This window comes from Rosettibacter primus (genome assembly GCF_036860675.1).
Taxonomy (GTDB): Bacteria; Bacteroidota; Ignavibacteria; order Ignavibacteriales; family Melioribacteraceae; genus Rosettibacter; species Rosettibacter primus.
This window is the reverse complement of sequence record NZ_JAYKGK010000001.1, coordinates 422,604-438,276: the sequence shown is the minus strand read 5'-3', so window position 1 is coordinate 438,276 and position 15,673 is coordinate 422,604. Positions and strand designations below refer to the sequence as shown.

13 protein-coding genes are annotated in these 15,673 nt (G+C 30.6%); 8 read left to right on the top strand and 5 right to left on the bottom strand.

The window, feature by feature from the left end; genetic code table 11:
• Positions 1–15 precede the first annotated feature (15 nt).
• Entirely contained in the window at positions 16–813 is a 798-nt protein-coding gene (locus tag VJY32_RS01860; protein ID WP_353676175.1) for an alpha/beta hydrolase, read from the bottom strand.
• 17 nt (positions 814–830) lie between these two features.
• Positions 831–1,184 (bottom strand): cupin domain-containing protein, encoded by a 354-nt coding sequence (locus tag VJY32_RS01855; protein WP_353676174.1) that lies wholly within the window; start codon positions 1,182–1,184, stop codon positions 831–833.
• 141 nt (positions 1,185–1,325) lie between these two features.
• Between VJY32_RS01855 and sucD the strand changes: the two genes are divergently transcribed.
• From sucD to VJY32_RS01840, 3 genes are read left to right on the top strand one after another with little or no spacing between them, the layout of a single operon-like run.
• Positions 1,326–2,318: a succinate--CoA ligase subunit alpha gene (sucD, locus tag VJY32_RS01850; protein WP_353676173.1), complete on the top strand. Its 993-nt coding sequence runs from the start codon at positions 1,326–1,328 to the stop codon at positions 2,316–2,318.
• Positions 2,319–2,357: 39 nt separating this feature from the next.
• On the top strand, positions 2,358–2,795 hold the full coding sequence (ndk, locus tag VJY32_RS01845; protein ID WP_353676172.1) for a nucleoside-diphosphate kinase: 438 nt from the start codon (positions 2,358–2,360) through the stop codon (positions 2,793–2,795).
• Between the two features lie 32 nt (positions 2,796–2,827).
• On the top strand, positions 2,828–3,853 hold the full coding sequence (locus VJY32_RS01840) for a DUF6263 family protein (RefSeq protein WP_353676171.1): 1,026 nt from the start codon (positions 2,828–2,830) through the stop codon (positions 3,851–3,853).
• A gap of 147 nt (positions 3,854–4,000) precedes the next feature.
• On the opposite strand, the gene purB is transcribed toward VJY32_RS01840, so the two are convergent.
• The 3 genes from purB to VJY32_RS01825 are packed head-to-tail and all read right to left on the bottom strand — an operon-like array spanning position 4,001 to position 7,114.
• Positions 4,001–5,302 (bottom strand): adenylosuccinate lyase, encoded by a 1,302-nt coding sequence (purB, locus tag VJY32_RS01835; RefSeq protein WP_353676170.1) that lies wholly within the window; start codon positions 5,300–5,302, stop codon positions 4,001–4,003.
• The gene (locus VJY32_RS01830; RefSeq protein ID WP_353676169.1) at positions 5,299–6,483 is read right to left on the bottom strand and encodes a S1C family serine protease; all 1,185 of its coding nucleotides are present in this window, start codon (positions 6,481–6,483) and stop codon (positions 5,299–5,301) included. Before VJY32_RS01830 ends, purB begins: the two co-directional genes overlap by 4 nt.
• A gap of 1 nt (position 6,484) precedes the next feature.
• Positions 6,485–7,114 carry a glycerol-3-phosphate acyltransferase gene (locus VJY32_RS01825; protein WP_353676168.1) on the bottom strand — a complete coding sequence of 210 codons (630 nt, stop codon included), beginning with the start codon at positions 7,112–7,114 and terminating at the stop codon, positions 6,485–6,487.
• Between the two features lie 250 nt (positions 7,115–7,364).
• On the opposite strand from VJY32_RS01825, the gene glgP reads away from it, so the two are divergent.
• The 5 genes from glgP to VJY32_RS01800 all read left to right on the top strand — a co-directional run bounded on the left by glgP (position 7,365) and on the right by VJY32_RS01800 (position 15,653).
• Positions 7,365–9,929 (top strand): alpha-glucan family phosphorylase, encoded by a 2,565-nt coding sequence (gene glgP / locus VJY32_RS01820; RefSeq protein WP_353676167.1) that lies wholly within the window; start codon positions 7,365–7,367, stop codon positions 9,927–9,929.
• A 5-nt stretch (positions 9,930–9,934) separates the two neighbouring features.
• A complete protein-coding gene (locus tag VJY32_RS01815) occupies positions 9,935–10,825 on the top strand; it encodes a hypothetical protein (RefSeq protein WP_353676166.1) in 891 nt (296 codons plus the stop codon).
• Positions 10,826–11,005: 180 nt separating this feature from the next.
• A complete protein-coding gene (locus VJY32_RS01810) occupies positions 11,006–12,382 on the top strand; it encodes a nucleotide sugar dehydrogenase (RefSeq protein WP_353676165.1) in 1,377 nt (458 codons plus the stop codon).
• Positions 12,383–12,449: 67 nt separating this feature from the next.
• Positions 12,450–13,367, top strand: coding sequence for a Gfo/Idh/MocA family oxidoreductase (locus tag VJY32_RS01805; RefSeq protein WP_353676409.1), 918 nt, complete (start codon positions 12,450–12,452; stop codon positions 13,365–13,367).
• 102 nt (positions 13,368–13,469) lie between these two features.
• Entirely contained in the window at positions 13,470–15,653 is a 2,184-nt protein-coding gene (locus tag VJY32_RS01800; RefSeq protein ID WP_353676164.1) for an ATP-dependent helicase, read from the top strand.
• The last annotated feature ends 20 nt before the right edge of the window (positions 15,654–15,673 follow it).

Sequence of the window (15,673 nt, the reverse complement as noted above, 5' to 3'; positions counted from 1 at the left end):
AATCCTCAAAAATTTCTACTGTATTGTGGTTTTTAACCAATCAAGAAAAATATTGACCCATGAAGATGCTCTTCCTCTATCGGGTTCTATTGCAAAACCATGTCCACCTTTATCATAAATATGCATTTCAACAGGTATGTTATTTTTAATTAACTCATTAAAAAAGTTAATACTTTGCTCGACCGGCACACGCTTATCATCTGAAGCATGAACAATAAATGTAGGAGGAAATTTATCTTGAACTTTTTGATATAAATTTTGAAGCCATGGATAAATTAAAACTGCAAAATCAGGAGTGCAGCTGATTGAGTCAATTTTATCATTCATAATTGTTTTTTTGTTAATAATCATATTTGCAGCTAAATGACCACCAGCAGAAAAACCTAAGATTCCAATTTTATTTGGATTAATATCAAATTCAATTGCTTTTGCTCTTACAAAACTAACTGCACGTTGAGCATCGATGAGAGCAAGATTTTCGTTTAGTCTGTATTTTAATATAAAAGCATTTATTCCATTTTCATTTAACCATCTTGCTAATTTTATACCTTCTTTTTCGAATGTAATATGATTATATCCTCCGCCAGGGAAAATTATAATTGTTGGTGTATTATAATTTCGATTTTTACATAAAAAAACAGAAAGTTCTGGTTGGTTCACATTTTTGAAACGGCCATCTTCATAAGTTTCATTGTTAATTAAATTTTCACTGCCTGGTGCAATAGTTTCCCATAATCTTAATGTTTTAATTTGACCAAAAGAAATTTCTGTGCACACGAACAAAACAAAAAATATTTTAACGAAGAATTTCAAGTTTTAGACTCCTTATTTTATTTTTTTACAAAATCTTCACGGTAAGGATGAAAGATGTCTATTAATAAACTTCCTTCTTCAAGTGCTAAAACGCCATGTTCAACATCGGGTGGAACGAAATAAACATCACCTGCTTTTTGAACTTTCTTTTCACTGCCAAGTGTGACTTCGAATGAACCCGTGACAATGTATGAAACCTGTTTATGAGGATGTTTATGCAAATATCCAATTGCTCCTTTCTTAAATTCAACTGCAGTAAGCATTAAATCTTTATCGTAGGCCATAACTTTTCTTCTGACTCCATCACCAACATTTTCCCATGGAATTTCTTCATTAAAAACGAAACCAGTAATTCCAAAATTATTATTCATAACAACCTCCAAATATTATTTTTGATATAACAAATTTACATTTATTGATTCACTTCATAAAGAAATTTTTTAACAAGTTATTTAAAAGGTTTTCTTAATTTTGTAAATAAAATTATTGTTCATAACAATTAAGGATTTATTATGAGTATTCTTCTCGATAAAAAAACAAGAGTACTTGTTCAGGGGATAACTGGCAGCGAAGGTTCCTTTCATACACGGCAGATGATTGAGTATGGAACCAATATTGTTGCTGGTGTAACACCTGGCAAAGGTGGACAAAAGTTTGAAGATACTGACATTCCAATTTTTAATACTGTGTCCGAAGCTGTCAAAGCTACTAAAGCAAATGCTTCCGCAATTTTTGTACCGCCTGCTTTTGCTTCAGATGCAATATTAGAAGCTGCAAATTCAGGTATCAAACTGATTGTGTGTATTACTGAAGGAATTCCAACGAAAGATATGATTGCAGTTTACAATTCATTAAAAGGAAAAGATGTTAGATTGATTGGACCGAACTGCCCTGGAATAATATCTCCAGGGAAAGCCAAAATTGGAATAATGCCGGGGTTCATTCATAAAAAAGGAAAAATTGGTGTTGTATCTCGAAGTGGAACTTTAACTTATGAAGCTGTAAAACAATTAACTGATTTAGGAATTGGTCAATCTACATGTGTAGGGATTGGAGGTGACCCTGTAGTTGGTTCTCAATTTATAGACATTATAAAATTATTTAATGAAGACCCTGATACAGAAGGAATTGTAATGATTGGTGAAATTGGAGGCAATGCTGAAGAAGAGGCTGCAGCTTATATAAAAAAATATGTTAAAAAACCTGTAGTAGGATTTATAGCAGGAAGAACTGCTCCTCCAGGAAGACGAATGGGTCATGCTGGGGCAATAATTTCAGGCGGTAAAGGTACTGCAGTAGAAAAAATGGAAGCAATGAAGAAAGCAGGAATTTATGTGGTTGAAAGTCCAGCTGAAATTGGTATCACAATGAAAAAAGCTCTTGAAAAAGAGAAAATTCATAAAAGTAAATTGTCAATTAAAAAATCGGTATCTAAAAAGAAATCATTGAATAAAAAGAATAAATCAATTAAAAAACAAATTAAGAACAAAATTCCTAATTCCTAATTTCTAATTCCTAATTATTAATAAATTGAGGAGTAAAAATTGAACAACAGAACACTTGCTATACTCAAACCAGATTGTGTGAGAAAAAATTTAATTGGAAAAGTAATAACACACATACAAGAAGCAGGATTTAAAATAATTGCAATGAAAATGATAAAATTAACACCTGATGCTGCAAAAGGATTTTACGAAATACACAAAGAACGACCATTCTTCAATGATTTGATTGCTTATATGACATCAGGTCCATGTGTGCCAATAGTACTTGAAAAAGAAAATGCTGTTGAAGAATTTAGAAAATTAATAGGAGCAACAGACCCTGCAAGAGCAGAAGAAGGAACTATAAGAAAATTATATGCTGATAATATTCAAGAAAATATTGTTCATGGTTCTGATTCTAATGAAAATGCGGCAAAAGAAATTTCACACTTTTTTTCAAGAAGAGAACTTCTCGAAATTAACGGATGGAATAATTAATAAATTTTTTAATTAATTAAAACAGAGTTGAAATGAAAAAAACTTATTTATTATTGATAATAATTTCCATTAGTTTCTTTTTTTCTTGCAGTAAAAAGGAAGAAAAGCAAAAGGCAGAGATTGCAAAGTCAAATCTTGAAAGTATTGACCTGAAAGGCGAGAAAGTATTTTTACGTTATAAATTTGAAAAAGGGGATAAGTTCAAATACAAGCTTACAACAATTACATCATCTCAGGAGAGTGTTCAAGCAGATTCCCTTATGCAGGCTAAATCGACTCAAACAACTACTTATGTTTTTGACCTTGAAGTAATTGATGTTGATGCAGATAAAATAGCTGAACTGGGAATTACAATTTCTTCTCTTAAACTTGATGCTGATATAAATGGACAAAAAATTAGTTTTGATTCCAATAAACAATTGACTGAAGAAGAAAAACAAAAATTTGGTGATTACTTAACTATTCACAATACACCATATCGTGCAAGAGTTAGTGAACTTGGAGAAGTAATTGAGGTTTTCCGTTTGGATAAGATGATTGATAAATTAAATTCTTTGCAGCCACAAAAACAAAATTTAACAGCAGAACAAAAATCTCAATATGCTAAAAGTTTAGGAGATGCTCTTATTCGTCCAATTACTCAACTAATATTTCGTGAACTTCCTCAAAAATCTTTAGCAAAAGATTCTACATGGGAAAAAAGTTATCCGGGTCAATTGAGTGTTTTTCAAATTAATAATACAATTACATATAAAATAGAAGATTTTGTAAAAATCAAAAACGATAAAGCTGCAAAGTTAAGTGCAAATTTATCCTGCACATGGACAGGGAATAAAAAGGGTGAAGATAACGGCATTAAGTATAATTTTAGTGACCCTAAAATTTCTGGGACAGGAAACATTTTATTTAACATTGATAAGGGATTACTGATTCGTGCTGAAACAGGAACCAGTGTAGAATTAACTGCTAATTTAGAATTGAAAGATGCAACACAGAAAATCAGAAAAACTACACGAAAGGATATTACAACAAATAAAAATATAATTGAGTTAATGTAAATTGATTTTAGGTTGTCTAAAAGTAAAATTTTATATATGTAAAATGTTGGTTTAATTTATTTTCTGTTTATAAAATCTGAATAATTACTTTTTAGACAACCTCATTTTTTAATTTGTAATTCAAGTAAATATTAAACTAAGTATGATTTATTCCATTTCAACACTTCTTGCAAAGATATAATCGATATTTTTAAGCATTAAATCGGGATTAAAAATTTCATCAAGTTCTTTTTCTGACAAATATTTCTTTACAGTATCTGATGTTAATAGTTCATCTTTAAGATTTTTTGATTTATCCTGCCATACATTCATAGCAGAATTCTGAACAATTTGGTAAGCATCTTCTCGTGTCATTCCTTTTTCAACAAGTTTCAATAATACTGTTTGAGAAAATATTAATCCTCTTGTTAGATTCAAGTTTTTAATCATGTTTTCAGGATAGATAATTAATTTGTCAATTAAATTAGTTGCAAGGTGCAGGATATAATCCAAAGCAATGCAACTATCTGGAATAATAATTCTTTCAACAGATGAATGAGAGATATCTCGTTCATGCCATAGAGCAACATTTTCAAGTGCAGCAATTGAATTTGCACGAAGCAGACGAGCAATTCCCGTAATTCGTTCACTTATAATTGGATTACGCTTATGAGGCATGGCAGAAGAACCTTTCTGTCCTTTTGAAAAATATTCTTCTGCTTCAAGAACTTCAGTTCTTTGGAGATGACGAATTTCTACTGCAATTTTTTCTAAAGATGTTCCAATAATTGATAGAGTTGTTAAAAATTCTGCGTGTCTATCTCTTTGAACCACTTGAGTTGCAACTGGTTCGGGTTTTAATCCCAATTTCTCGCAAACATGTTTTTCAACTTCAGGGGATAAATGTTCAAAAGTTCCAACTGCTCCGGAAATTTTACCAACACTTATAACATCAATTGCTTTCTGAAGTCTTTCAATGTTTCTTTTTGCTTCTTCATACCATAATGCAAATTTTAATCCCATTGAATATGCTTCTGCATGAATACCGTGACTTCTTCCGACACAGATAGTTTTTTTGTGTTCAATAGCTCTTTTCTTTAAAACATTTTTGAGTTCAATTAAATCATTAAGTAGTATTTCACCAGCTGATTTCATTTGATATGCAAGAGCAGTATCAAGTATATCAGAAGAAGTCATTCCATAATGAATATGGCGCGAAGCAGGACCGACATTTTCAGCTACATTTGTTAAGAATGCAATAACATCGTGTTTTGTTGTTTCTTCAATTTCTAAGATACGATTGATATCAAACTTTGCTTTTGATTTAATTTCTTCTAAATCTTCTTTTGGTATTTGTCCAAGATTGTACCTTGCTTCGCATGCTAATATTTCAATTTTAAGCCAGGTATCGAACTTAAATTGGTCTTCCCAGATTTTTCCCATCTGGGGACGAGTGTAACGAGGAATCATCTTCTCTCCAATTTCATTTTTTTTGTTAAATAATTATTGTCTCTTAAAATTTTTACTTCGATTACATCATCAGGTCTGAATTCCTGAAGAATGCCAATCAAAGTATTTTCATCATTAATTTTGAAATTATTTATTCCAAGAATTATATCATAAACCTGCAAACCAGCTTTTTGTGCAGGAGAATTTTTTGCAACCTGTGTAATAATAACTCCACGCGAACTTTTAAGATTATATGCTTTTGCAATTGAAGGGTCTATTGTTTGAATACTTAATCCAGTCCAGAAATCTCTGTCAATTTTTCCTTTTTCTTTTAATTCTTTTATAATTCTTTTGATTTTATTAACTGGAATTGCAAAACCTACACCTACATTTCCAGATGAACCTTGTGCAGTGTAAATAAGCGTGTTCATTCCAATAAGTTCTCCATTAGCATTTACGAGTGGTCCACCACTATTACCTGAATTAATTGCAGCATCAGTTTGAAGCATATCAACATAGTATCGATTATTAGCTGCACCAAGATTCATCCCTTTTGCAGAAATTACACCAACTGTTACAGTTGGCTGGTCATTAATATCAAATAAACCAAAAGGATTTCCTAAAGCTATAACCCACTCTCCAATTAAAATATCATCAGAGTTACCTAATTTAATGTATGGAAGATTTTGAGCATCAATTTTCAGTAAACAAATATCTGATACTTGATCAGTTCCAACAATTTTTGCTTCGTATTGTGAGCCATCAGTTAATGTAACAATTGCTTCAACCGCATTTCCTGCTACATGGTCATTTGTTAAAATATAGCCATCGGGAGAAATTATTGCCCCCGAACCTAGACCACGAATTTGTTGATTATAAACGCGGTCACCAAAAAACTGTCTGAAAAATGGATCATATGAAAGAAAGTCGCGATACTGTCTAATTTCTATTACATTTATTCCAACTACTGCAGGACTTACCTGAGCAACTGTTTTTGTAATAATTGTTTCTCTACCGTTTGAGATATCATTATTAATTTGTTGTCTTTGAGATACAGTTGTAGCATTGATACTCTTATTTTCAAGAACTGAACTTAAATAATCTCCGCCAGTTATATGTTTTTTCAATATCAATGCATAAATAGCAGTTGTTAAAATTAAAGTAGTGAGCGACGAGAAAACAATAATTTTTGTTTTATTCATCTTAGTCTTTCCTTGATTTTAAACTTTGTTGTAAAAAATATTCTTTTATTGGCTTGATATGTTTAATCAGGATAATCAAGAGCATAATTGAAACCATTATGCTAAATTCCATATTTGAAGCAGCAGGTGGATTTGTATATTTATTCATAATTTCTGAAGAAGAAAAAGACAGTGCGCCAGTAAGCAAAGTTGCACTAAAATTTCCAAAATGAATATTTCTTCTAAAAGCATAGGATAAAAGCCATAATAAAATCCATATCCCTAAAATTGGAATCGAAAGAATAAGAGCACCACCTGCAGCAGTTGCTAAACCTCTTCCACCTTTAAATTTTATCCAGAATGAAAAACAATGACTTAAAACAGCTCCAATTAATGCAACCATCAATATTGAGAATTCGTATTCAAACAAAAGTTTTGCTAAATAGACACTTATAAAACCTTTCAACAAATCAATTATAAAAATTAACAAGCCAATCAATTTTGATTTTGTTATATCGTAAGAATTCATTGCGCCAACATTACCGGTGCCTGCTTCTGTTATATCTATATTCTTAAATTTTTTTAGAATGATATATGCTGTTGGGAAAGAACCAATTATAATTCCTATCAATGCACTTAAAATGTAATTCATAATTTTATTCCATATTTTGAAAACAAATTTAATAAAAATTAGGTATTTAATTTTTCTTACATATTAAACAAAAATTAATGCATTTATTCTTAAGTTAATTTTGAAATTCTATTTTCTTATTATAAATCAGAAAATATTGTTGTTAAATTTTTTCTTAAAATAAATTTTTCAAAAGAAAATATTATTTCTTTGCAGATTAAATAAAATTATTAAATTTGATTTTATAAAAAATAAAAACGGAGTAAATAGGATGGTTAAATATATTGGCAGGTTTAATGTAATACCTTCGTTGCCTGCAAAATTAGAACCGCTTCGTGAGATAGTTTATAATTTATACTGGACATGGCATTATGATGCTATTGATCTTTTCAGAAGATTAGATTCGAGATTGTGGGAAGAAACTTATCATAATCCCGTTTTAATGCTGGGTAGAATTAGTCAAGAAAGATTAAATGAAGTTGCAAATGATGATAGTTTCGTTTCACATATGAATAGAGTTGCAGCTCAATTAAAAATTTATAGAGAAGAAAAAACCTGGTATCACAAAAATTTCAATTTCGAAAAAGAAAATGTAATTGCTTACTTTTCTGCTGAATATGGATTAACCGAATCATTACAAATTTATTCTGGTGGACTTGGTGTATTGGCAGGAGACCATTTAAAATCTTCAAGTGATTTAGGACTGCCTTTAGTTGGTGTCGGTTTATGTTATAAGGAAGGTTATCTTCAACAATATTTAACCAATGACGGTTGGCAGCAGGAAAAATATGAAATTACAGATTTTTATAATCAGCCAATGACATTAATAATGAATGGGGATAAAACTCCTCTTAAAATTGAGCTAAGTTTTCCTGGAAGAACAGTGTATGTTCAAATCTGGAAAATTATGGTTGGCAGAGTTCCGCTATTTTTATTAGATACAAATGTTCCTGAAAATAACGAGGAAGATAGAAAAATTACAAGAACACTTTATGGCGGTACAATTGAAACAAGAATTCAACAGGAGATTGTTCTAGGCATTGGCGGAATTCGTGCATTATATGCTATGGGAATTAAACCTCTTGTTTGTCACATGAATGAAGGACATTCTGCATTTCTTGCACTTGAAAGAATTCGTATTTTGATGCAGATGTATAATCTCACGTTCCATGAAGCACGTGACATAAACTTTTATTCTAATGTTTTCACTACTCATACTCCCGTTCCTGCAGGTATTGATATATTTCCAAATGAGTTGATGGAAAAATATTTTGGTTCATACTATCGTAATGAATTAAAAATAGACGATAAAACTTTTTATAGTCTGGGTACAATAATTAAAAATAAACCTCCGGTCAATTATAACATGGCTCATCTTGCAATGAACATGGCTGGATTTGTAAATGGTGTGAGCAGACTACATGGAACAGTGTCAAAGAAAATGTGGCAATCAGGTTTTATTGATATTCCTTTTGATGAAATTCCAATAGATTATGTAACTAATGGTGTTCATACACATTCTCATCTGTCAAATGATATGCAGGAATTACTATATCGATATCTTGGTGAAAAATTTATGCGTGACCCGTCTGATAAAGAAATCTGGAAAAGAATAGATGATATACCTGATGAAGAATTATGGCGTACTCATGAAAGAAGAAGAGAACGTCTTGTAGCTTTTGCAAGAAAAAGATTGAGACAGCAAATTATTGAAAAAGGTGGTTCTATTTCTGAAATTAATGCTGCTAAAGAAGTTCTTGATGCTCAATCATTAACAATTGGTTTTGCAAGAAGATTTGTTGCTTACAAACGGGCAACTCTTATATTCAGAGATGTTGAAAGATTGGCAAGTATTTTATGCAATCCTGATTATCCTGTCCAAATAATTTTTGCAGGGAAAGCTCATCCGCGTGATGAGGAAGGTAAAAAAATTATTCAGGAAGTAATTGCAATGACTAAAGAACCACACTTAAGAAAAAAAATTGTATTCATTGAAAATTATGATATGAATGTTGCTCGTTATATGGTGGAAGGTTGCGATATCTGGTTAAATACACCAAGGAGACCTCTCGAAGCAAGTGGTACATCTGGTATGAAAGTAATCGCAAATGGAGGGTTAAACTTTAGTGTGCTTGATGGATGGTGGGACGAAGCTTATGATTCCGATATTGGCTGGAAAATTGGTAATGGCGAAGAATATGATAACCCCGGTTATCAGGACGAAGTGGAATCAAGATTAATCTATGAAATTCTTGAAAAAGAAATTGTTCCATTATTTTATAACAGGGGAGAAGATAAACTTCCTCGCGGATGGATTACAATGATGAAAAATTCAATGAAAAAACTTGGACCTGTTTTCAATACTCATAGAATGGTTCAGGAATATGCTCAAAAATTTTATTTCAAAGCTTATGAAAAAAGAATTTACTTGATGAATAATAACTGGAAAAAAGCAAAAGAATTTACTGCATGGAAACAAAAAGTAATTGATAACTGGAGTAAAGTTAAATTTATCAGTATTTCTGAAGAACAAAAAGGTGTCGACTTAATGGTGGGAAACAAATATCAAATATTTGCTGATGTTGAACTTGGTGATTTAACTCCTAACGATGTAGATGTTCAGATTTATTATGGAAAAGTTGATAATGGTTCTGAACAATCACATAATTATGTTAATATGATTTATGTTCCTAAAAAACAAAAAACAAATGTATTTACTTACAAAGGTGAAATTGAATGCAAACATACTGGACAATTTGGCTTCACTTTAAGAATTCTGCCAAAACATGAATTGCTTATTAATCAATTTGAACTTGGATTAATTCGCTGGGCTTAATAAATATGCTGTTAGAAACATTAGACCTGAAAACAAAAGACATTCTTATTTATTCAAAAAATCAATTTAATTTCAATGATAATTTTAAAATTATTTATAAAAATGAAAGAATAAAAAGACCACATCCAATAAGCTATTTTGAAGTATGCAACTATATCAAAGATCCTTCTCCAAAAAATCTTATTGTATATAGATTATTAACAAATATTCAAAATCTTGATGCTTATTCCACCAAATATGGATATTTTATAAAAATTGATGATAAAATTGAATTGATATACTTTGATCCAATATTTGCAATTAAAGATTTGCGTCATCTCCAATTTAATTTTGACCCGCAAAAATTTCGATTTAGAATTCAACAGGTTGGATTAACTTCCATTACAAAATGGGAAAAAGAACCAAACTTTGCAGAAGTTTATAGTTTTGATTTGAAAGCAATCGAAGCACAAAATCAAAACGATAAAATATTTGCTGATGCTATATTTGCACTTGATCCTAATTATATTGATGAAGAATATACAGATACAGATTTTGCAGTTATACCAAAAGCTAATTCAACTATTGAGACTGATTTAAAGAGAAATGACTTAAATAATCTAAGAGAAGAAAATATTAAACAAATAAATAATCGTGAAAATTTTAGTAAACCCAATTCACCATCACATGATGAAGTTCATTCGTTGAGGGAAGAAATTATATCACTTCTCAAACAGGCTCTTGTTATACATGAAAATCAAGTAAAAGAAAATAAAATTGAGAGGAATAAAATAATTGAAGAAAAAGATACAACTCCTCGTTTAGAAAATCTTTTTGATTTATTTAAAACAACTTTTAAATCAGAACAGCTTGATAAGCGAAAGCGTGAAAATATAATCCTTAGATTCGATAAATAATAATTTTATTAAAAGAAATTTTTTTATAATTGAATAGCTGATTATAAAAAATATTCGGAAGGGCAAACTGCAGGTAAATGTATCCTATTAATGATTTTTTTAATTATTGCATGCTTCATCATTAAAAAATATTTCTTTAAGGAAACTGAAAATTATTTATATTAAAAGCGAGGGAAGATTATGAACTACAAAAAAGAATTACTCAATAAAATTCAGAACAAAACAGCTGTGGTTGGAATTATAGGAATGGGTTATGTCGGGCTTCCATTAGCATTAGCATTTGCTAACAATGATTTTAATGTTATTGGTTTTGACATTGATGAAAATAAAATTCCAGTTTTAAATTCTGGTAAAAGTTATATTAAACATATTGATGGAAAATTAATTAAAGCAATTGTTGATAAAAGGAAATTTGAAGCTACAAACGATTTTACAAGATTACCAGAATGTGATGCTATTATTATTTGTGTGCCCACACCATTAAATCAGCACAGAGAACCGGATATGACATATGTAGAAAATACTGCAATGACAATTCAAAAATATTTAAGAAAAGGTCAATTAATTTCTCTTGAAAGCACTACATATCCAGGTACAACAGAGGAATTACTTCTTCCATTATTTGAAACAGCACCAAGAGTTAAATTGCCAATAACAAATTCTGATGAGTTTGTTAAAAACTATCAAACATTTAGTGTGGGAAAAGATTTCTTCCTTGCATTCAGTCCAGAGCGTGAAGATCCTGGCAATAAAAATTTTACAACGAGTACAATTCCTAAAATTGTTGGTGGGGTTACAAAGTCATGTCAGGAAGTTGCAGTTAAATTATACAGTCAAATAGTAAATAAAACAGTTCCAGTATCTTCACCAAGAGTTGCCGAAGCAGCTAAATTGCTGGAAAATATTTATCGCTCTGTAAATATTGCTCTTGTTAACGAACTCAAAATGGTTTTTGAAAAAATGAATATTGATATTTGGGAAGTTATAGAAGCAGCTAAAACAAAACCTTTTGGTTTTCAAGCATTTTATCCAGGCCCTGGTTTAGGAGGGCATTGTATACCAATCGACCCATTTTATTTAACATGGAAAGCACGCGAGTATGAAGTAAATACAAAATTCATCGAATTAGCAGGTGAAATAAATACATTTCAACCTTATCATGTTGTAGAACGTGCAATTGAAGTGTTAAATGAACATCAAAAGACTCTTAAGGGAAGTAAAATTTTAATTCTTGGAGTTGCATACAAAAAGAACATTGATGATATGCGTGAATCCCCTTCATTAAAATTAATAGAAATATTAAGAGAAAAGGGAGCTGAAGTTGATTACAATGACCCATATCTTCCAAAACTTCCTCCAACAAGAAAATATAAATTTGACCTTTATTCTGTTGAATTAAGAAAAGATTCAATTCGATTATATGACTTAATAATTTTAGCAACCGACCATGACGACTATGATTATGATTTTATTCGTAAAAATGCAAAATTAATTCTTGATACACGTAATGCTTTTAAGATTATGGGATTAAATGACGGAAAAATTTATAAAGCATGATAAACATGTTTGATATCAAAAATATTTTTAATTTATATTGAACACTTATAAAATAAAATTAAAAACTATGTTTAATTTTGCTATAACTGGAGTTGCAGGTTATATTGCCCCAAAACATTTACAGGCAATAAAAGATACAGGTAACAATCTTGTTGCAGCATTAGACCCTCATGATTCTGTTGGGATTTTAGACCAATATTTCCCCAATGCAAGTTTTTTTGTAGAGTTTGAGAGATTTGAACGACATCTTGATTTGTTAAGAAGAAAATCAGATTCCGAAAGAGTTCACTATTTGAGTATATGTTCACCAAATTTTTTACACGATTCACATATACGTCTGGCACTAAGAATCGGTGCGGATGCAATTTGTGAAAAACCAATTGTGCTTAATCCCTGGAATCTTGATGCACTCGAAAAAATTGAAATTGAAACTGGCAAAAAAGTTTATACTATTTTACAATTAAGGGTTCACCCGACAATTATTGAATTAAAGAATAAAATAGCTGAAGCAATTAGAAAAAATCCTAATGCTAAATTTAATATTAAACTTGATTACATTACATCAAGAGGATTGTGGTATGACTTTTCATGGAAAGGAGTGATAGAAAAATCCGGTGGGGTTGCAACAAATATTGGAATTCATTTCTTTGATATGTTAATCTGGATTTTCGGCGAACCAGTTCATAGCATTATAATAGAAAATCAGAAAAGGTCAATGCGTGGAGAACTTGAACTAAAACATGCAAGTGTAAATTGGCATCTTTCAATTAACTATGAAGATTTACCTGATGAAATTAAAAAAATGAACAAACGAACATATCGTTCAATTAAGATTAATGAGGAAGAACTTGAATTTACCGAAGGTTTTACAAATCTTCATACTGTAGTCTATAGAAATATTTTATCTGGCAATGGTTATGGTATTACTGATGCAAGACCATCTATAGAACTCGTTTATAAGATTAGAAATGGCATTAATTTTTAAAAATTTAATGTGAATTTTATATAAACTTGCAATCTTTCTCCCAATTACATTGATAATCCCTTCAGTTTTATTTAAATTTGCCAACTAAAAATTACATTTCTTATGAAATTTCTAAACGATTTAAATGAAGAGCAGCGTAAAGCTGTAGAATACAACGCAGGCCCACACATGGTAGTTGCCGGGGCAGGATCTGGTAAAACCCGCGTTTTAACTTATAAGATTGCATATTTAATAGAAAAAGGAATGGAGCCCGAGTCCATTTTAGCTCTTACCTTTACTAATAAAGCTGCCAAAGAAATGAAAGAACGTATTAAAGCTATGATAGGTAAGAAAGCTGACCAACTCTGGATGGGAACTTTCCATTCCATTTTTGCAAAAATTTTAAGAACTGAATCAAAATATCTGAACTATAAACCGAATTACTCAATTTATGACCGCGAAGATTCAGTTTCTCTTGTTTCGAACATCATGCAGAATTTGAATATTAATCTTGAAAGCTTAACACCTCATGGTGTTCAGCATAGAATTAGTCATCTAAAAAATCAGATGATACTTCCTGAAGATTTCGAAAAAATTATGACAAATTCACTTGCCGATAGAAAATTCCTGGAAATTTATAAAGAATATAATAAACGCTTGTTTGAAAATAATTCAATGGATTTTGATGATTTATTGCTCAAACCAATTGAATTATTCAAACAATATCCAAAGGTACTTCAAAAGTATAAAAAAATGTTTAAGTATATACTTGTGGATGAATATCAGGATACGAATAAAGCTCAATATGAACTTCTGAAATTATTGAGTCCTGCTAAAGATAAAATATGTGTTGTTGGAGATGATGCCCAAAGTATTTACAGCTGGCGCGGTGCAGATATTAGAAACATGCTTAATTTCAAAAAGGATTTTAAGGATGCAAAAATATTCCGCCTTGAACAAAATTATCGCTCAACAAAAATAATTCTTGCTGCAGCTGATTCTATTATTAAAAACAATACAGAACAAATTGCAAAGACATTATGGACAGAAAATGATACCGGTGAAGAAATTACCTTGATTCGTGCTTCAGATGAAAAAGATGAAGCATTTCAAATTGCAAAGAGAATTAAAAAAGAAGTTCAAGCAAGAAAAATTTCATTCAGTGATGTTGCTGTTCTTTATAGATTAAATTCTCAATCTCGTGTGCTTGAAGAAATATTTAGAAGAGAAAGTATTCCATACAAAATAGTTGGTGGTATTGAATTCTACAGAAGAAAAGAAATTAAAGATATAATTGCTTATTTGAGAGTTCTTTCGAATCCAAATGATGAAGAGAGTCTGCTTCGCATAATGAATTTCCCTCAAAGGGGAATTGGAAATACTTCTATTACAAAAATGATTGCATTTGCACGCAAACTTAATATTTCGTTATTCACTACAATGGCGAGAGTTTTTGAAGTAATAGAAGTTAAAGAAAGAATTCAAAAGAATGTAAAGCAATTTAAATTATTGCTCGATAAGTACATTGACTTGAAAGACAAACTTTCAATTGGAGAATTAACTTCTGCATTAATTGATGAACTGGGTATTTTAAAAATTTATAAAGAAGAAAATACGCCCGAATCACTTGCACATTATGATAATGTTCAGGAATTAATTTCAGCTGTTCAGGATTATAGCCGTGAACATCCCAATGCAACTTTAGATGATTTTCTTGCAGAAGTTTCATTAGTTACAAGCGTTGACCAGTATGATGAAAAGTCTAATGCTGTTACATTAATGACTGTTCACAGTGCAAAAGGACTTGAATTTCCAATTGTATTTATTACAGGTCTTGAAGAAGACATATTCCCGCTAAATCCAAGATTTGATTCTGATTCAAAATTAGAAGAAGAAAGAAGATTGTTTTATGTTGCATTAACACGTGCAAAGCAAAAAGTATTTTTGACTTATGCACGTTCTCGATATCGTTTTGGAGAAGTTGCATATCAAAGCCGTTCAAGATTTATTGATGAACTTGATAAATCAACTTACAATGAATTATACAAACCCGGCAGTAAAAGAGCTGGAAGACGTAAAGCAGGCGCCGAAGTTGAATATGATGAATATTATCAAGAAAGTTATGATGATTATGACCAGGAAAGAAGGTCGCTTCGTGTTGGCAGCAGAGTTTCACATTCTGTATTTGGAATTGGTAAAATATTGGCAATTAATGGAACAGGTGATATGCAAAAAGTAACCATAGCTTTTGAAGAATATGGTACTAAACAGTTGCTTACTAAATTTGCTAATCTTAAACTGATATAAAAATGAAAATGATTATCTAA